This is a genomic window from Gemmatimonadota bacterium, from assembly GCA_016714015.1.
Classification (GTDB): domain Bacteria; phylum Gemmatimonadota; class Gemmatimonadetes; order Gemmatimonadales; family Gemmatimonadaceae; genus Pseudogemmatithrix.
The window spans coordinates 359985-377097 of sequence record JADJNZ010000005.1 but is presented as its reverse complement, the minus strand read 5'-3'; the positions used below and the strand labels follow the sequence as shown (position 1 = coordinate 377097).

General features: G+C 71.0%; 13 protein-coding genes. 9 read left to right on the top strand and 4 right to left on the bottom strand.

Annotated elements, in window-relative coordinates; translation table 11 throughout:
* Positions 1 to 112: 112 nt before the first annotated feature.
* The 7 genes from IPJ78_11975 (at position 113) to IPJ78_11945 (ending at position 8397) form a co-directional block, all read left to right on the top strand.
* The gene (locus tag IPJ78_11975) at positions 113 to 1447 is read left to right on the top strand and encodes an aminotransferase class III-fold pyridoxal phosphate-dependent enzyme (protein MBK7907268.1); all 1335 of its coding nucleotides are present in this window, start codon (positions 113 to 115) and stop codon (positions 1445 to 1447) included.
* Entirely contained in the window at positions 1444 to 2922 is a 1479-nt protein-coding gene (locus IPJ78_11970; protein MBK7907267.1) for an aldehyde dehydrogenase family protein, read from the top strand. Before IPJ78_11975 ends, IPJ78_11970 begins: the two co-directional genes overlap by 4 nt.
* Positions 2923 to 2975: 53 nt before the next feature.
* Positions 2976 to 3773: a CoA transferase subunit A gene (locus IPJ78_11965; protein MBK7907266.1), complete on the top strand. Its 798-nt coding sequence runs from the start codon at positions 2976 to 2978 to the stop codon at positions 3771 to 3773.
* The gene (locus IPJ78_11960; protein ID MBK7907265.1) at positions 3770 to 4507 is read left to right on the top strand and encodes a CoA-transferase subunit beta; all 738 of its coding nucleotides are present in this window, start codon (positions 3770 to 3772) and stop codon (positions 4505 to 4507) included. Before IPJ78_11965 ends, IPJ78_11960 begins: the two co-directional genes overlap by 4 nt.
* Positions 4508 to 4607: 100 nt before the next feature.
* A complete protein-coding gene (locus IPJ78_11955; GenBank protein ID MBK7907264.1) occupies positions 4608 to 5621 on the top strand; it encodes a hypothetical protein in 1014 nt (337 codons plus the stop codon).
* Between the two features lie 104 nt (positions 5622 to 5725).
* Positions 5726 to 7063: an acetyl ornithine aminotransferase family protein gene (locus tag IPJ78_11950; GenBank protein ID MBK7907263.1), complete on the top strand. Its 1338-nt coding sequence runs from the start codon at positions 5726 to 5728 to the stop codon at positions 7061 to 7063.
* Complete coding sequence (locus tag IPJ78_11945; protein MBK7907262.1) at positions 7060 to 8397, top strand: amino acid permease; 1338 nt, start codon at positions 7060 to 7062, stop codon at positions 8395 to 8397. The genes IPJ78_11950 and IPJ78_11945 overlap by 4 nt, the downstream gene beginning before the upstream one ends.
* 49 nt (positions 8398 to 8446) lie before the next feature.
* Here the strand turns inward: IPJ78_11945 and IPJ78_11940 are convergent, their stop codons facing one another.
* On the bottom strand, positions 8447 to 9997 hold the full coding sequence (locus IPJ78_11940; GenBank protein MBK7907261.1) for a M20/M25/M40 family metallo-hydrolase: 1551 nt from the start codon (positions 9995 to 9997) through the stop codon (positions 8447 to 8449).
* Positions 9998 to 10050: 53 nt separating this feature from the next.
* Positions 10051 to 11382: a DUF3472 domain-containing protein gene (locus tag IPJ78_11935; GenBank protein MBK7907260.1), complete on the bottom strand. Its 1332-nt coding sequence runs from the start codon at positions 11380 to 11382 to the stop codon at positions 10051 to 10053.
* A gap of 70 nt (positions 11383 to 11452) precedes the next feature.
* On the opposite strand from IPJ78_11935, the gene IPJ78_11930 reads away from it, so the two are divergent.
* Both IPJ78_11930 and IPJ78_11925 read left to right on the top strand, forming a co-directional pair.
* Positions 11453 to 13510: an FAD-dependent oxidoreductase gene (locus IPJ78_11930; protein MBK7907259.1), complete on the top strand. Its 2058-nt coding sequence runs from the start codon at positions 11453 to 11455 to the stop codon at positions 13508 to 13510.
* Positions 13511 to 13526: 16 nt separating this feature from the next.
* A complete protein-coding gene (locus IPJ78_11925; GenBank protein MBK7907258.1) occupies positions 13527 to 14102 on the top strand; it encodes a DUF1211 domain-containing protein in 576 nt (191 codons plus the stop codon).
* 18 nt (positions 14103 to 14120) lie between these two features.
* Here the strand turns inward: IPJ78_11925 and IPJ78_11920 are convergent, their stop codons facing one another.
* Both IPJ78_11920 and IPJ78_11915 read right to left on the bottom strand, forming a co-directional pair.
* The gene (locus IPJ78_11920) at positions 14121 to 14549 is read right to left on the bottom strand and encodes a hypothetical protein (GenBank protein MBK7907257.1); all 429 of its coding nucleotides are present in this window, start codon (positions 14547 to 14549) and stop codon (positions 14121 to 14123) included.
* A 53-nt stretch (positions 14550 to 14602) separates the two neighbouring features.
* A complete protein-coding gene (locus IPJ78_11915) occupies positions 14603 to 17095 on the bottom strand; it encodes a GcvT family protein (GenBank protein MBK7907256.1) in 2493 nt (830 codons plus the stop codon).
* Between the last annotated feature and the right edge of the window lie 18 nt (positions 17096 to 17113).

Genomic DNA, 17113 nt, shown 5'->3' with positions numbered 1-17113 from the left:
GCAGGGCATCGGGCCAAGCTAGGCGGGCCGGGATGCCCCCGCAACGCGCGCGCACCGTCGCTGCGCGACGGGACAACATGGCCGCCCGCACGACGCGCCGTATATTCTCGGCATGCACTCCCGTCTCCCCGAACGCGAGACGGTCCTCCACAGCTGGACGGTGCAGGACCGGTGGGACGCGCCGACCGTCGTCGGGGGCGAGGGCGCGCACTTCATCACCGCCGATGGGCGGCGGATCCTCGACCTGAGCAGCCAGTCGGAATGCTGCCATCTGGGGCACCAGCATCCGCGCGTCGTGGCGGCGATCAAGGCGCAGGCGGATCGCCTCTGCTACATCGCCAATGCGTGGGGCTCCGAGCCACGCGCGCGCCTTGCCGAACTGCTCCTCGAGAAGAGCGGCTTCGCGGGCGGCCGCATCTTCTTCACGCTCGGTGGCGCCGACGCCAACGAGCACGCGGTGAAGTTCGCACGACAGGTCCGCGGGCGACCGCACGGGCTCGTGATCGCCCGCGATCGCTCCTATCACGGCGCCAGCTACGCGACGATGGCGCTCTCCGGCGATACGCGGACGCGGGCCCTCGCCGATCCGGCGGCGCATCGCGTGATCCATGCGCTGCCGCCCTATGCCTACCGTTGCCCCTTCGGCACCCACGACGACGATGCGTGCGGGCACGCCGCGGCGGCGCACGTGGGCGAGCTGATCGCGCGCGAGGGCGCGCACGAGGTCGCCGCGGTGCTCATGGAGCCGGACTCGGGCACCAACGGCATCGTGCCGCCGGACTCGTACTGGCCGGCGTTGCGCGCCGTCACCCGCGCGCACGGCGCGCTCCTCATCGCGGACGAGGTGATGAGCGGCTTCGGGCGCGTGGGCGAGTGGTTCGCCTGGCAGCGCCATGGGGAAGCGGGCCGACCGGACCTCATGACGCTCGCCAAGGGACTCACCGGCGCGCACCTCCCGCTCGGGGCGGTCGTGCTCTCGGCCGACGTCGCGCGGGCACTCGAGCACGAGATGCTCTACACCGGGCTCACGTACTGCGGCCATCCGCTCTCGTGCGCCGCAGGGGTCGCCGCCGTGCAGGCGTACGAGGACGAAGGGCTCATCGCGCGCTCGCGCGCCTTGGGACGCACGATGTTCGAGTCGTTGCGGGCGCTGCAGCGGCGGCACGCGGTGATCGGCGACGTCCGCGGCGGGCGGGGCCTCTTCGCGGTCGTCGAGCTCGTGCAGGACCGGGCGACGCGCGCGCCGCACGCCCCGTGGCCGGGCGCGCCCGCCCCGCTCGCGGCACTCGTACGCGAGGGTCTCGAGGCAGGGGTCGCGTTCGCCACACGAGGGAATCTCCTCCTCCTCGCCCCCCCGTTCGTCATCGCCGAGCGCGACCTCGCCGACGCGCTCGCGCTGCTCGACCGCCTGCTCGCCCGCCACTTCCCGTCCGCGGAGGCCGCATGACCCCTGATGCATCGTCCGACGCCTTCGTCCGGCCGCTCTCGGCGGCGGAGAATGCGAAGTTCGACGCGGCGCTCGCCGACGTGCGGAAGCGCTTCGGCAGCAGCTACGGCCTGATGATCGGCGGCGAGGACGTCGAGACGCACCGCGCCCGCACGAAGCACTCGCCGAGCGACCGCGGGCTCGTGCTCGGCCACTTCGCCGCCGCGACCGAGTACGAGGTGGATCTCGCCATCGCCGCGGCCTCGGCCGCGTTCCCCGCCTGGGCAGCGACCGCCGAGTCGGAGCGGCGCGGCGTCGTCCGCCGCCTGCTGGGCAAGATCGAGGCCCGCGCGTTCGAACTCGCGGTGATCGTGGCGCTCGAGTCGGGGAAGACGCGTCGCGCCGCGATCGAGGAGGTGTGGGGGGCCGCCGAGGTGATCACCGCCTACTGCGACGAATGGGCGAGCCACGGGTTCCTCGCGCCGGGTCGCACGCCCAGTGCGCCGCCGCGTCCGATGGTGCCGCACGGGGTGTGGACCGTCTTCTCCCCGTCCTACCATCCGTTCGGGCTGGCCGCCGGGCCTGTCGCGGCCGCACTGCTCGCCGGGAACACCGTCGTGCTCAAGACCGCCGAGGAGACGCCGTTCTCGGCGCGACTCCTCGCCGAGATGCTCCGCGCGTGCGGCGTGCCCAAGGGCGTGTTCAACCTGATCTCCGGCGCGCCCGAGGACATGGGCGACGCGATGTTCAACGACCCGCGCATCGACGGCACGACGTACGCCGGGGCGCGCCGGGCCGGAGAACGACTGACGACGATCATGCACGTCTCGCATCCGCCGCGGCCGATCGTGGCCCGGCTCAACAGCACCGCGGTGCACATCGTCACCGCACACGCCGACCTCGATGCCGCGGCGCGACGGATCACGATCGCCGCGTTCGGCCTCGGCGAGGACCGGGCGCACGCGCCGACGCATCTCTTCGTTCATCAGGACATCGCCGACGCGCTCATCGAGCGCCTGACCGCCGCGGCCGCGCGGGTCCGCATCGGCGACCCGCTGCTCCCCGACACCGACATGGGGCCGATCCCCGCGGCCGAGGACTACGCCGACTTCCGCACGGTGACGCACAAGCTGCACGCGTACGGCGCGCGGGTCCTCTTCGGCGGGCACGTGCTCCACGAGGGTGGCCACGGCGCGGGCAACTTCGTGGCGCCCACGCTCGCGGAGGTGCCGACCAACGAGCACCCCTGCTGGTCGAGCGAGGTGCTGCTTCCCGTGATCATGCTGCGTCGCTACCGCATGCCGGACCGCGCGGTGGCGACGATCGCCGAGCTGCCCGGCACGCCCACCGTCGAGGTGCACGGCGACGCGGGCGAGGTCGCCACGTTCCTGACCTCGGTCGCCAACACCACCAAGCGCGAGTATCCGCCGCCGGTGCTGTCGTTGCATGCGGAGCTGGCGCAGTACCTGCACCCGGCACCGCAGGATCCCGCGTGACGGCGGCGCTGGTCCCGTTGCGCGAGGCGATCGCCCGGCACGTGCAGGATGGGATGACGGTCGCGCTCGAGGGCTTCACGCACCTCATCCCCTTCGCGGCCGGACACGAGATCATCCGGCAGGGGCGCCGCGACCTCACGCTCGTTCGCATGACCCCCGACCTCATCTACGACCAGATGATCGGCATGGGATGCGCGAAGGCGCTGACCTTCTCGTGGGGCGGGAATCCCGGCGTCGGGTCGCTGCATCGCCTGCGTGATGCGATCGAGCACGCGTGGCCACACGCGCTCGCGATCGACGAGCACAGCCATGCCGGGATGGCGGTGCGCTACAGCGCCGGCGCGGCCGGCCTGCCGTTCGGCACGCTGCGCGGCTACACCGGCACCGACCTCCCGGCGGCCAACGCGACGCACATCAAGTCGGTCACCTGCCCCTTCACCGGCGAGGTGCTCACGGCGCTCCCCGCGCTCACGCCCGACGTGACGATCCTCCATGCGCAGGCAGCGGACCGCGAGGGGAACGTGCTGCTCCGCGGGATCGTCGGCGCGAGCCGCGAGGCGGCGATGGCGGCGCGCACGCTCGTCGTCACGGTCGAGCGAGTGGTGGAGACGCTCGACGCGCCGATGAACGCGTTCGTGATCCCCGGCTGGCAGGTGGCCGCGGTGGCCGAGGTCCGCGGCGGGGCGTATCCGTCGTATGCGCTCGGGCACTACGCGCGGGACAACGCCTTCTACCAGGCGTGGGACGAGATCGCGCGGTCGCGCGACACCTTCACCGCCTGGATGACGCGACACGTGCTGGGCACGGCGACGCATGCCGAGTTCCTGCGGAGCGTGGGGGTGGCGGGATGAGCGCCTACACGCCCGACGAGATGATGACCATCGCCGCCGCGCGGCGGCTCGGGAACGGGGCCGTCTGCTTCGTGGGGATCGGCCTGCCGAGCGCGGCGTGCAACCTCGCGCGCCTCACGCACGCGCCGGACCTCGTGCTCATCTACGAGAGCGGCACCGTGGGGACGCGGCCGACGGTGCTGCCGCTCTCCATCGGCGACGGCGAGCTCGCCGAGACGGCGCGGAGCGTGATCCCGTTGCCCGAGATCTTCACGCACTACCTGCAGCGCGGGCGCGTGGACGTCGGCTTCCTCGGCGCGGCGCAGGTCGATCGCTTCGGCGACCTCAACAGCACCGTCATCGGGTCGTACGATGCGCCGACGGTCCGCCTGCCGGGATCGGGTGGCGCTCCGGAGATCGCGGCGCATGCGAAGTCGGTGTACGTCGTGATGAAGCAGTCGGCGCGGACGTTCGTCGAGCGGCTGGACTTCAGGACGAGCAAGGGCCGGACGCGGGCGCTCATCACCGACCTGTGCGTGATGGAGCCGGAGGCCGCGTCGGGCGAGCTGGTGGTGACCGCGACCTATGAAGGGACGACGGTGGAGCAGGCGCGGGCGGCGTGCGGGTGGCCGCTGCGAGCGGCGGCGGCGGTGGGGACGATCGCGCGGCCGACCGACGAGGAACTGCGCGTGCTGCGGGACCTGCAGGCGCGCACGAAGGCCGCGCACGCGGTGTCGGTGCGACTGACGCTCTGACGCGATCGACGGATCCGACCGAAGGACGGTTCGTCCCGCGCCCTGTGCTGGTCGGCCCGGCGCCCGCACGCGCCGAGCGCGAGCGGTCATACCGTACGCGATGCGCGCTGCGTCGGGATCCTCGCCCGTCCGTATCGGTCTCGCGACGACCGTGATCCTGCTCGTGGCGTGCGACGCGCCGACGAGACTCGACGCGCCTTCGCCGCCGCTGCCGTACGGGCAACTGGAACCCCGTGGCATCGTGCGGCTCGCCGCCGGCGACTCGGCGCGGTTCACGTTCGTTCGGATCGATCCGACCGACGGCAGCCGCACCACGATCGCGGGCGCGGCGTTCGCAAGCTCCGATCCCGAGGTCGCGACCGTCGACGCGCTGGGTCAGGTGCGATCCACCGGCGAGGGATACGCCCGCATCGTCGCGCGCACCGACTCCTTCGCCGACTCGGTCTGGGTGCACCGGGCGCTCGAGACGGCGCCGGCGGAGGTGTTCGACCTCGAGTTCGCACCCAGCGTCCCTGAAGCGCGCCGTCGCAACGCTCGACGCGCGGCGCGGCGTTGGGCAGAGCTCCTGCACGACTCGCTCACGACCGTTTCGCTCGACGTTCCGGGCGGCACGTGCGGCTCTGGCGTGACGTGGCCGACCGACATCCGCGACGAGGCGCGACGCCTGCGCGTCCTCATCATGACGTCACCGATGTCCGTGGCCGCGGGCTCCAGCGTGTGCGTCCGGCGCGCCGTCGGCATCCCCGCACTCTCATTCATCCTCGTGAGCACCGACCCGGTGAACGCCGTCATCGACGACGCCTGGTGGGACCGGATCTTCCTGCACGAGTTCGGGCATGCGCTCGGGCTGGTGGCCGACCTGACCGTCCCCCCGGGTGGTCAGCTCGCAAGTCCGGCCATGCTCATCGGATTCCGCCACGACCACGGGCGAAACGGCGTCCTCTCGTACGATCAGCGGGCACACTGGATCGGCTTGCGGGGGGACATCATGGACGGCGAGACGGGGACCAATGCGGCGGTGATCGGACGGACCACCCTGGGGCGACTGTTCGACATGGGCTATGCGGTGCGCCTCCAGCAGAGCGGACCGCTGGATCTCGCGCGCATCCCCTGAGCCGGCGAGCCAGCGCCCGCTTCGGCGCCCCGGGACTGCTGGTGAAGCGCGGCTGGGCGCGCCACCTTTCCGCCGAGGTCCAACCGTTCTCCCGGACGCCCCGCATGCACTCCCCGCATATCAAGACCGAACTCCCCGGCCCCAAGGCCAAGGCCCTCATCGCGCGTGACGCGGCCGTGGTCTCGCCGAGCTACCCGCGCGACTATCCCTTCGCGATGTCGCACGGCAGGGGCGCCGAGGTGTGGGACGTCGACGGCAACCGATTCCTCGACTTCGCCGCCGGCATCGCCGTCTGCTCCACGGGGCATTCGCACCCGGAGGTCGTGCGAGCGATCACCGAGGCGGCGCAGGGCTTCCTCCACATCTCCAGCGACTACTGGCACGAGAAGCAGGTGCGGCTCGCCGAGCGCATCGCCGAGCTGAAGCCGATGGGCGACGAACCCGTGCTCAGCTTCATGTGCAACTCCGGCACGGAGTCGGTCGAGGGCGCGCTCAAGCTCGCGCGCTACGTCACCGGGCGTTCGCGCTTCATCGGCTTCCTCGGGGGCTTCCACGGTCGCACGATGGGCTCGCTCGCCTTCACGAGCAGCAAGTACACGCAGCAGCTCGGCTTCTTCCCGACCATGCCCGGCGTGACACACGTGCCGTACCCCAACAACTATCGGCCGATCTACGTCGGGGACGATCAGGGGAAGGCGACGCTCGACTACATCGAACACGTCCTCTTCACGCACAACGTGCCGGCGAAGGAGGTGGCGGGGATCCTCATCGAGCCGATGCAGGGCGAGGGCGGCTATGTGGTCCCGCCGCCGGGCTTCCTCCAAGGGCTCCGTGCACTCTGCGACCGGCATGGCATCCTGCTGATCTTCGACGAGGTCCAGTCGGGCGTGGGGCGCACCGGGAAGATGTTCGCCGCGCACCACACCGGGGTCGTCCCCGACATCATGACCCTCGCCAAGGGGCTGGGCTCCGGCATGCCGATCGGACTCGTCGTCGCGAAGAAGCGCCACATGGAGCAGTGGAAGCGCGGCGCGCACGGCAACACGTATGGTGGGAATCCCGTGTGCTGCGCGGCGGCGATCGCGACGCTCGACCTCGTGGAGCGCGAGTACATGGCGAACGCCGCCGATGTCGGCGCGTACTTCATGCGCCGCCTGCGCGAGTGGCAGTCGCGCGAGCCTCGCATCGGCGAGGTGCGCGGACACGGGCTGTTCATCGGCATGGAGCTCATCGCCGGCGCGGGGGACAAGACGCCCGCGCGCCAGCTCTGCGACGACCTCGTCACGCGCGCCTATCACAACGGCCTGCTCCTCCTCTCGTGCGGCGCGAGCACGCTGCGCTTCATGCCGCCGCTGCTCATCACGCCGGGCGACGTGGACGAGGCGATGACGATCCTCGAGGCGAGCCTCGCCGAAGTGACCGCCGCCGGGACGCGCGCATGAGCACCGCGGCCGGCGCGATCCCCTCGACGCCGGTGCGCGCCCGCAAGATGGGCATCTGGACCGCGACGGCACTCGTCGTCGGCAACATCGTCGGCGCGGCGATCTTCATGCAGCCGGCCTCGCTCGCGCCCTACGGCTGGAACGCCGTCACCGCGTGGATCCTCAGCCTCAGCGGGGCGCTCTGCCTCGCGTGGGTCTTCGCGAAGCTCGCCGCGCGCTTCCCCACGGTCGGTGGCGCGCACGCCTTCATGGAGATGGGCGTCGGCAAGGACCTCGCCTTCCTCGGTTCGTGGGGCTACCTCGTCTCCATCTGGGCGGCGAACGCGGCCATCTGCATCACCGGCACCTCGTACCTGACGCGGCTCATCCCGGCGCTGCGAGCGATCCCGGGGGCTGAGCTGGTCGCGAGCCTGTCGCTGCTCGTCGCGCTGACGTGGAGCAATGCCCGCGCGATGGGCGGCCGCATCCAGCTCGTCTCGTCGGTGATCAAGCTGCTGCCCTTCGCGGCGGTGATCGTGCTCGCGGCCTGGACGCTGTTCGACCAGGGCTTCGCCGCGGTCACGCCGGTGACCGCGGTGCCGGTGACGCCGGCGACGACGCTCGCGGCGATCGGCATCACCTTCTACGGGATGCTCGGGCTCGAGAGCGCCGCCGTCCCGGCCGACGCGGTCGACAAGCCCGAGGTCACCGTCCCGCGCGCGACGATGATCGGCACCACGCTCAGCGGCGTCGTGACGATCTTCTCCACCTGCGCGGTCGCGTTGATGCTCCCGCTCGATGTGGTGGTGAACTCCAAGGCGCCGGTCGCCGACTTCATCGGCGGCTTCATGGGGAACGGCGCGAGCCTCTTCGTCGCCTTCTGCGCCGTGGTGAGTTGCTACGGCTGCCTCAACGGCTGGATCCTCATCGGCGGGGAGATGCCGGCGGCGATGGCGGCGCGCGGGGCGCTCCCGCCGTGGTTCGGGGCGCGGAACTCGCTCGGCGTGCCGTCGCGCGCCCTCATCCTCGGCGCCGCGATCACCGGCGTGCTGCTCGTGCTCGCGAACTCGCGCGCGGGGGTCGCCGCGTTCAACTTCGCCGCGCTGATCGCGACGGCGACGAACCTCGTGCTCTACCTGTTCTGCGCCATCGCCGCGATCCGTTTCATGGGCGACGGCCGGCTCGCGCGCACGCCGGGACTGGTGCTGTGCGCGGCGGGCGCCGTGCTCTTCGCGCTCTACGCGCTCTACGGCAGCGGCTGGGAGCCGCTCGCCTACGGCACGGGATTGATCGCGGCGGGGTGGCCGCTGCACCGGCTGTCGCAGCGGCTCGCCCGCCCGGTGACCACCGCCTAGCCGTAGGTCGCGGGTCGCCTCGCCGCCCCTCCCCTGCCCGTGGCGCGGGCTACGGCCGGCCCTTCCGCGGGATGCGCTCCGCCGCCATCGCCGCATGATAGACATACGACGCCATGATCGTCGCGTTCTTCATGAGGTCCTCGGGCTGGATCCCCTCGAGGTAGTCGAGGTTGGTGTGCCCCGCGGTGCCCGGCGTGCGGTCCTGCAGGAACTGGAATCCCGGCAGTCCCGCGTCGTCGAAGGGGATGTGGTCGGTGCTGCCCACGCTCTGGTTGGAGACGGTGGTCATCCCCAGGTCGCGGAAGGGCGCCATCCACGCGGTGAGCATGGCGCGCGCCGCCTCGTTCCCTTGCAGGTAGATGCCGCGGTACTGTCCGGCGCCGTAGTCCTGGTTGAAGTACGCGGACAGCAACTCGTGATCCGCCTTCACGCCCACGCGTGGGTCGCGCGGGTCGCCGAAGTGCTGCCGCACATAGGCGCGAGAGCCGAAGAGCCCCTGCTCCTCGCCAGACCAGAGGGCGATGCGGATCGTGCGGCGGGGCCGGACCCCGAGCGCTTTCAGGATGCGCACCGCCTCGAGCGCGACGGCGGTCCCCGACGAGTTGTCGCTCGCGTTGGGGCTGCCGTGCCAGGTGTCGAAGTGCGCCCCGAGCATCACGACGCCGGCCTTGGGATCGGTGCCGGGGATCTCGCCGACGAGATTCACCGCCTGCTCCACGCGGTCGCCGATGCGATTGCGGATCTCCACCTCCACCTTCACGGGAAGGCCACGCTTGAGGAGGCGGTACATCCGGTTGTAGTGCTCGGGCGTCACTGCGAGGAGCGGCACCGAGGCACGCATCCCCTCGGCGCTCCAGCCGTCGTCGCGCGAGCCGGGGCGCGAGTAGCCGGGGACGATCGCGAGCCGGTTGCCGTCGGTCTGCATCGCGACCGCCACCCCCTCGCTCTTGAGGAAGGCCATGCGCTCCACCGCGGTGATGAGCGCCGCGTTGCGGATCGCCCGCGCCGGCGCGGGGCGCACCGGGACGATCGCGACGCGCTCGAGGGCGGCGAGTTGCTCCTCCGTGTAGCGCGGGACGCCGTTCGTGAGCGTCGCAAGGTCGATGACCGCCGGATTGGAGATGAGCACGGCCTTGCCGCGCAACGTCCCGCGGACCGCCTCGAGGTCGTCCCGCGTCTGCAGGTCGACGATCGTCGCCTCGGCCGTCACCTTGCCGGCGGTGCCGGAGGTGTGCGCGACCGGGTACGCGGTCAGCGGCGTGTAGTCGGGTTCGAGCAGATGCGCGGAGACGTATTCGTTGTCCCAGGTGACGCCGTAGTCCATGTACGGCTCGCTCGCCACGTTCGCGAGCCCCATGCGCTTCATCTCGTCGAGCGCCCAGGCCTGCGCGCGCTGCATGTCGCGCGACATGGTGAGACGCGCGCCGAGGACATCGACGATGTACGACTCGTACTCCATCACCTTGGAGCGCTGGAGCCCTTCCTCACGGATGCGGGCGACCATCGGCCAGTCGACGGGGACGGTCTGCGTGAAGGCGGCGAGGAGCGCGACGAGCGCGATGGCCGCGGCGAGGCGGAGGGGCTTCGGGGTGCGTGGCATGCGGGGAAGGTCGCGCACCCCGTCGCCCGGCGGAAGCGGATGGCGATCGTCGATCAGCGCGGCAGGTCGATCGCCGGCGGCGCGCCGGTCGCGGGACGCGTGAAGGCCGCGCCGGGCGGCGTCGCGCCGGAGACGAAGCCGCCGTGGCGGAGGAAGAAGCGGCCGTCCTCGACTCCCATGGTTCGGTCGAAGCGGTCCGCGCGCCCCGTCACGTCATGGCTGAACGTCGCCGTCGTCAGCTCGCGCCACTCGCCGCTCGCCAGGCGGATCCACGCCGGCCCGAAGCGCGCCTTCCGTCGCAGGTGCCCCGTCTCGCCGCCGAAGTTCTCGCTGAACGAGTAGAGACGCCGCAGGCCCTGGCCGTCCTTCGGCGCGCGGAAGCTGGCGATGAGCATCCACCGCTGTCGCTCGGGGTGGAACCAGTAGCCCGAGTAGATCGTGTGCGTCCCGTGCAGTCGCGCCGTCACGAAGAACCGCTGCGTGGACCCGGTCTGCCAGTCGTACACGAGATGCGAGTGGCCCCCGGTCCCCTCGTTGCCGAACACCTCGGCCACGACCCCGTCGCCCTTCCCGAGCAACTGTGTCTGGTCGTCCGCGGCGACGGTGCTGCGGTCATCGGCGTTGGTGCCGTTGCCGGCGTCCCAGACCGAGAAGATGATCCGTCGCTCGGTGGGGGAGTTCACCTGCATGCCGAAGTAGCCGCGCGCGAAGCCGGTCGCCATGTAGTACGTCGTGACCGGGTCGTCGACGGCGATGATCTCGTTGTAGAAGCCCGTGATCACCTCGGCACTGTCCACCGGGTAGCGCAGATGCACGCTCGCCGCGTTGCGCCGCGGCACGAGGTTGAACTGTGCCGAGTCGGCGGGGGCGCCCTCGAGGAGGAGCGCGAGGACCTTCAGGTCGCGCGTCGTGGCGGGCTGGCGCACGGACAAGGCGAAGCGCACGTAGCCCGGCGCCCCCACCGGGAGCGCTCCGACCGACACGCGCGCTGCCGCGCCCGTCCCGCGGACCGTGATCTCACGGGCGGTTCCCGCGGCGCGCGGCCACGCGCCATCGGCGGGCTCGTCGGTCGCCTCGAGCCGCAGGGTGACCTCCTGGCCGGCGGGTGCCTGCAGTTCCAGCGAGGCTGTGACCGTCCCCGCGCTCGTGAACGCGCCGAACCACTGCAGGCTCGTGCCCGCGCGCGCGAACGGCGCGACCTCGCCGTTGCGGGGGAACCGCACCGACCCCGGATCGGGCGCGATGTACGCGGTGGCGGCCGGCACGCGGATGGTGCCGGCGGTGGGCGCGGCCGCGAACACGGAGGCGAGCGCCGCTGCGACGAACGCGACGCCGAGCACGCGCTTCGCGACGCGCGCCGGTGGGAGGACGAGGGGGTTGGCCATCGGATGCAAGGTGCGACGGGACGGCGCTGGGCGGAAGCGGTACGCCGGTGCGGCGCCTATCTTCTCCCCCATGCCGCGCGACCCTCGCTACGACATCCTCTTCGAACCGGTGCGCATCGGGCCGGTGACCGCGCGCAACCGCTTCTTCCAGGTGCCGCACTGCAACGGCATGGGGCACCAGATGCCCGCGGCCCACGCGGCCATGCGTGAGGCGAAGGCCGAAGGTGGCTGGGCGGTGGTGAGCACCGAGGAATGCGAGATCCATCCGAGCAGCGACCTCACGCCGTACGTCGAGGCGCGACTCTGGGACGATGCGGACATCCCGGCGCTCGCACTGATGTGCGAGAAGGTCCATCGGCATGGCGCGCTCGCCGCGCTCGAGCTCACGCACAACGGCCCCACGGCGAGCAACCTCTACTCGCGCGAGGTCGCGCTCGCCCCGTCGCACCAGCCCCTCAAGTACCATCATCCGCATCAGGCGCGGGCGATGACGAAGCGCGACATCCGCGAGTACCGGCGCTGGCACCGCGAGGCCGCCCTCCGCGGGCGCACCGCCGGCTTCGACATCATCTATGTGTACGCCGCGCACGATCTGCCGCTGCCCATGCACTTCCTGCAACGGCGGCGCAATCAGCGCACCGATGAGTACGGCGGGTCGCTCGAGAACCGCGCGCGCCTGCTGCGCGAGGTGATCGAGGACACGCGCGATGCGGTCGGGGACCGCTGTGCCGTCGCCGTGCGCTTCGCGGTCGAGGAACTCCTCGGCGCCGACGGCATGTCGGTCGCCGAGGCACAGGAGGTGTTCCACCTGCTCGGCGAACTCCCCGACCTGTGGGACGTGAACGTGGCCGCCTGGTACAACGACTCCATCCCGTCGCGCTATGCGAAGGAGGGACATCAGGAGCCGTACGTGGGATGGGTGAAGCGCTTCACCACCAAGCCCGTCGTGGGGGTCGGTCGCTTCACGTCACCGGACACGATGGTGGACCAGGTGCGGCGCGGCGTGCTGGACCTCATCGGTGCCGCGCGCCCGAGCATCGCCGACCCGTTCCTGCCGCGGAAGATCGAGGAGGGACGACTCGACGACATCCGCGAGTGCATCGGCTGCAACATCTGCGTGAGCGGCGACATGACGATCACGCCCATCCGCTGCACGCAGAATCCGACGATGGGCGAGGAGTGGCGGAAGGGGTGGCATCCCGAGGTGATCGCGCCACGACGCCAGGAGGCTCGGGTGCTGGTGGTGGGCGCCGGCCCCGCCGGGCTCGAGGCCGCGCGCGCCCTCGGGCAACGCGGGCTCGACGTGCATCTCTCCGAGGCAGACCGGGAGCTGGGCGGACGGGTGCTGCGTGAGGCACGGCTGCCGGGGCTCGCCGAGTGGATGCGCGTGCGCGACTGGCGCGTGTCGCAGATCGAGAAACTGCGAACAGTGACCGTCTATCGCGAGTCGCCGATCACGGAGGCGGAGGTCTTGGAGTTCGGCGCGTCGCACGTGGTGCTCGCAACCGGCGCCGTCTGGCGACGCGACGGCTTCGGACGATCGAACGGCGGTGCGATCCCCGGGTTCGCCGAACGAGCCCTCACGCCCGATGACCTCATGGCGGGCAGGGTCCCGACCGGCGAGGTCGTCATCTTCGACGACGATGCGTTCTACATGGGCAGCCTGATGGCGGAGCTGGTCGTGCGCGCCGGCGGCACCGCCACGATCGTCACCCCGGACGACACGGTGGCGACCTGGTCGTCGAACACGCTGGAGTACCGCCATCTGCAGAAGCGCCTGCATGCGCTGGGTGTCCGGCAGGTGGTGTCGAGCAACGTGCGTGAAGCGATGGCCGGCTCGGTCACGCTGGAGCACGCGTGGACGGGGGCGCACCTGCCGCTCGCCTGTGATGCGCTCGTGAGCGTGACCGCGCGCCTGCCTCAGGACGCGCTGCATGCCGCGCTGCTCGCGCGCGAGCACGATTGGACGGCAGCGGGCGTCCGGTCGGTGGAGTGCATCGGCGATGCGCTCGCCCCCGGCCTCATCGCCCACGCGGTGTATGCAGGCCACCGCTACGCGCGCGAGTTCGGCGAGCCCGTGCGCGACGTGCCGTTCCGGCGCCACCTGCCGGTCGCGACCACGGACTGACCCCGGAGGAGGATCGATGGAGAGCAACCGACTCGAGGCGTTCAGCGATGGCGTGCTGGCGATCATCATCACGATCATGGTGCTCGAGCTCAAGCCGCCGCACGGCGCGGACTGGGCGGCGCTGACGCCCCTGCTGCCGGTGTTCACGAGCTACGTGCTGAGCTTCGTCTATGTCGGCATCTACTGGAACAACCATCATCACCTGATGAAGGCGACCGACCGGATCGGCGGGGGCGTCCTCTGGGCCAACCTGCACCTGCTCTTCTGGCTCTCGCTGGTGCCGTTCGCCGCGGGCTACCTCGGCGAGAACCACTTCGCCGCCGCGCCGACGGCGTTCTACGGGATCATCCTGCTGATGTCGGGGCTCGCGTACTCGATCCTCGTCCGCTCGCTGCTCGGGCACCACGGCGCCGATTCGGCGCTCGCGCGGGCGATCGGCCGGGACCGCAAGGGCATGCTCTCGCTGTTGCTCTACGCCATCGCGGTGGCCGTGGCGTTCCTCGCGCCCCTCGTCGCGAACCTGATCTACGTCGCCGTTGCGATCATCTGGCTCGTGCCGGACACGCGGATCGAGCGCGAACTCACGCGCTGACGGACGCTGCGCGGCAGGTCACGCCAGCCAGTACTGGTACCACCGCCGGAAGTCGCAGGTCGGCTTGGGATCCTGCCCCCATCGATGCGAAACGCGGCAGCGGTTGGGCGACCGGCTCGCGTACGCGACCTCGGCGTCGAACCCGGTCTCCGTCTCGCGCATGTAGCGCAACTCGACACCGCGGGTGAACGGGAAGTCGCCATCGTGCGCGAGACTGTCGAGGAAGTAGCCATGCGCGGTGCGTTGCGACTCCTGCATCTTCACGATCTGCCTGAGTTCGACCCGCATGGCGACACGGTACATGTCCTGCACGGTCTGGCAGGCGCAGGTATCGCGGGCGGTCGCGAAGAGGAGCAGAAGCAGGAGTGGCAAGCCGAGGAGCGCCGGTCTCACGAGCGGTGAGACGACGGCGTGCACCAGGTCGGCGACGTCCCTGAGGATCCGCATACGACCCACAGGAGGAGCAACTCGCGTGCCGCGCGGCTCCGCGCGCCGTACCGCTACGCCCGGATCCGCTCCATCGCCGGGTCATACATCGGCTTGAGCGACGCGACCATCGGGTAGCGCGCTCCGGCGATCTCGACGTCCCAGGTGCCCGCGCGCAGCCACTCCTCGGTGATCGGCTCCGCGGCGCGCTCGATCATGGCGAGCCCCACCGCCCCGCCGAGGGTGTGCCCGTACGACGCCGCGCGCACGTACCCCATCTCGACGCCATCCCGCCGCACCACCTCGGCGTGGAACAGCAGAGGCTCCGGGTCCTTCACCAGCACCTGCACCAGCTTCTTCCGGACGCCCGCCGCCTTCTTCGCCAGCACCGCCGACTTGCCGATGAAGTCCGGCTTCGTCAGGTCCACCGCGAATCCCAGTCCCACCTCGAGCACGCTGTCCGTGTTGTCGATGTCGTGCCCGTAGTCGCGGTACGCCTTCTCCATGCGCAGGCTCGCGAGCGCCTTCAGTCCGGCGTGGCGCAGCCCATGCGCCTTCCCGGCCTCGACAACGAGATCGTACACGTGCACCGCCTGCTCGCTCGGGATGTAGAGCTCGTAGCCCAGCTCGCCCAGATAGGTGATGCGCACCAGCAGGACGCGGGCGAACCCGAGGTCGATCTCGCGCGCCGTGCGGAAGGGGAAGGCCGCGTTGGAGAGGTCGGCCGTCGTCAGCGACTGGAGCAACGCGCGCGAGCGCGGCCCCTGGATGTTGATCTGGGCGTACGCGCTCGTCACGTCGGTGACGAAGCAGTGCGCCTCCGGGGGCGTGTGCCGCCGCATCCAGGTCTCCACGTGCCGGTGCGCGTTGTCGGCCGCGACCACGAGATACTGATGCCCGACGTTCCCCGCGCCGAAGGTCGGGTCGAGCTTGGTGACCGTGAGGTCCGCCTCGAGCGTGCCGCCGTCGTTCAACCACTGCGTGTAGGTCGTGCGGCCGCTCTCGCCGTCCACCGACCCGGCCGAGATGTGGTCGAGCACGCGCCCCGCATCGCGTCCCTGCACGAGGAACTTCGACATGAACGACATGTCCATGAGGATGACGCCCTCGCGGCACGCGTCGTGCTCGGCCTTCCAATTCGCCCAACTCGCGGGACGCCCGAACGTGAACGGTTCCTGGCCGGGCGTCGACCCGTCGGGCGTGTACCAGTCAGCCCCTTCCCAGCCACTCACATCCTTGAACCAGGCGCCGCGCGCCACGAGGCGCTCATGGATCGCCGAGCGCTTGGCGCCGCGCGCGGTGAGCATCGAGCGGTTGGGGTAGTGCGTCTGGTAGACCATGCCGAGCGACTCGACCGTGCGCGTCCGGCGGTACTCGGGATTGGCCTGGTACTTGTGCAGCCGATCGAGATGGAAGCCCGTCATGTCGCAGTCGGGCCGCCCCGTGAGCATCCAGTGCGCCATCGCGCGCCCGACGCCACCGCCGGTCAGGATACCGATCGAGTTGAGCCCCGCGGCGACGAAGTAGTTGCGGAGCTCCGGCGACTCTCCGAGGCAGGGGCGCAGATCGGGCGTGAACGATTCGGGCCCGCAGAAGAGCTTCTTGACGCCGGTCTGCATCGAGATCGGCACGCGCTTCATCGCGGTCTCGATGTACTGGCCCACGCGATCCCAGTCGGGCGGGATCTCGCCGAAGGCGAAGTCCTCGGGCACCCCCTCCAGCTTCCAGGGCGCGCAGATCGGCTCGAACAGCCCGATCATGAGGCCGCCGCCCTCCTCGCGGAAGTAGCCGTAGGAGGCCGGATCCTCCAGCACCGGCCACGACTTCGACACGCCCGCGATCTCCTCCGTCAGCAGGTAGTAGTGCTCGGCCGCCTGCAGCGGGATGGTCACGCCCGCCTCGGCGCCGAGCTGTCGCCCCCAGGCGCCGGCGCAGTTGATCACCATCTCGCACGCGATATCGCCCTGCGCGGTGCGTACGCCCGTCACGGCGCCGTGTGCGCGCAGCAGGCCGGTCGCGGCCACGCCCTCGAGGATCGTCGCGCCCTGCTGCTTCGCGCCCCGCGCGAGCGCCATCGTCACATCCACCGGATTGACGCGCCCATCCTCCTTCACGTAGAAGCCCGCGAGGATGTCGTCCGTCCGCGCGACGGGGAAGAGCTCCTGCACCTCGCGCGCCGAGATCTCGTGGACGTCGACGCCGCAGTAGCGATTGAAGGTCGAGACGCGACGATACTCCTCGAGACGGTCCGCATCGATCGCGCACTCGATGAACCCGACCGGCATGAAGCCGGTCGCCTGTCCCGTCTCGGCCTCCAGTCGCGCGTAGAGGTCGCGGGTGTACTTCCGGAACTCGGTCGAGGTCTCGGAGGTGGACCCGAACGTCACCATGAGGCCCGCCGAGTGCCAGGTCGTGCCCGCGGTGAGCTGGTGCCGCTCGAGGAGCACGACGTCGCGACAGCCCATGTGCGCGAGGTGGTAGGCGACGGAGCAGCCGATCACCCCGCCGCCGATGACGACGACGCGGGCGTGCGAGGGAACGGACGACGCGGGAGCGGAGGACGACATGAACTGAGCCTCGGACGG

What these genes read in the sequence shown, in the direction of transcription:
- IPJ78_11975 (MBK7907268.1), top strand. Translation starts at nt 113, where the DNA reads ATGCACTCCCGTCTCCCCGAACGCGAGACGGTCCTCCACAGCTGGACG.
- IPJ78_11970 (MBK7907267.1), top strand. Translation starts at nt 1,444, where the DNA reads ATGACCCCTGATGCATCGTCCGACGCCTTCGTCCGGCCGCTCTCGGCG.
- IPJ78_11965 (MBK7907266.1), top strand. Translation starts at nt 2,976, where the DNA reads ATGACGGTCGCGCTCGAGGGCTTCACGCACCTCATCCCCTTCGCGGCC.
- IPJ78_11960 (MBK7907265.1), top strand. Translation starts at nt 3,770, where the DNA reads ATGAGCGCCTACACGCCCGACGAGATGATGACCATCGCCGCCGCGCGG.
- IPJ78_11955 (MBK7907264.1), top strand. Translation starts at nt 4,608, where the DNA reads ATGCGCGCTGCGTCGGGATCCTCGCCCGTCCGTATCGGTCTCGCGACG.
- IPJ78_11950 (MBK7907263.1), top strand. Translation starts at nt 5,726, where the DNA reads ATGCACTCCCCGCATATCAAGACCGAACTCCCCGGCCCCAAGGCCAAG.
- IPJ78_11945 (MBK7907262.1), top strand. Translation starts at nt 7,060, where the DNA reads ATGAGCACCGCGGCCGGCGCGATCCCCTCGACGCCGGTGCGCGCCCGC.
- IPJ78_11940 (MBK7907261.1), bottom strand. Translation starts at nt 9,997, where the DNA reads ATGCCACGCACCCCGAAGCCCCTCCGCCTCGCCGCGGCCATCGCGCTC.
- IPJ78_11935 (MBK7907260.1), bottom strand. Translation starts at nt 11,382, where the DNA reads ATGGCCAACCCCCTCGTCCTCCCACCGGCGCGCGTCGCGAAGCGCGTG.
- IPJ78_11930 (MBK7907259.1), top strand. Translation starts at nt 11,453, where the DNA reads ATGCCGCGCGACCCTCGCTACGACATCCTCTTCGAACCGGTGCGCATC.
- IPJ78_11925 (MBK7907258.1), top strand. Translation starts at nt 13,527, where the DNA reads ATGGAGAGCAACCGACTCGAGGCGTTCAGCGATGGCGTGCTGGCGATC.
- IPJ78_11920 (MBK7907257.1), bottom strand. Translation starts at nt 14,549, where the DNA reads ATGCGGATCCTCAGGGACGTCGCCGACCTGGTGCACGCCGTCGTCTCA.
- IPJ78_11915 (MBK7907256.1), bottom strand. Translation starts at nt 17,095, where the DNA reads ATGTCGTCCTCCGCTCCCGCGTCGTCCGTTCCCTCGCACGCCCGCGTC.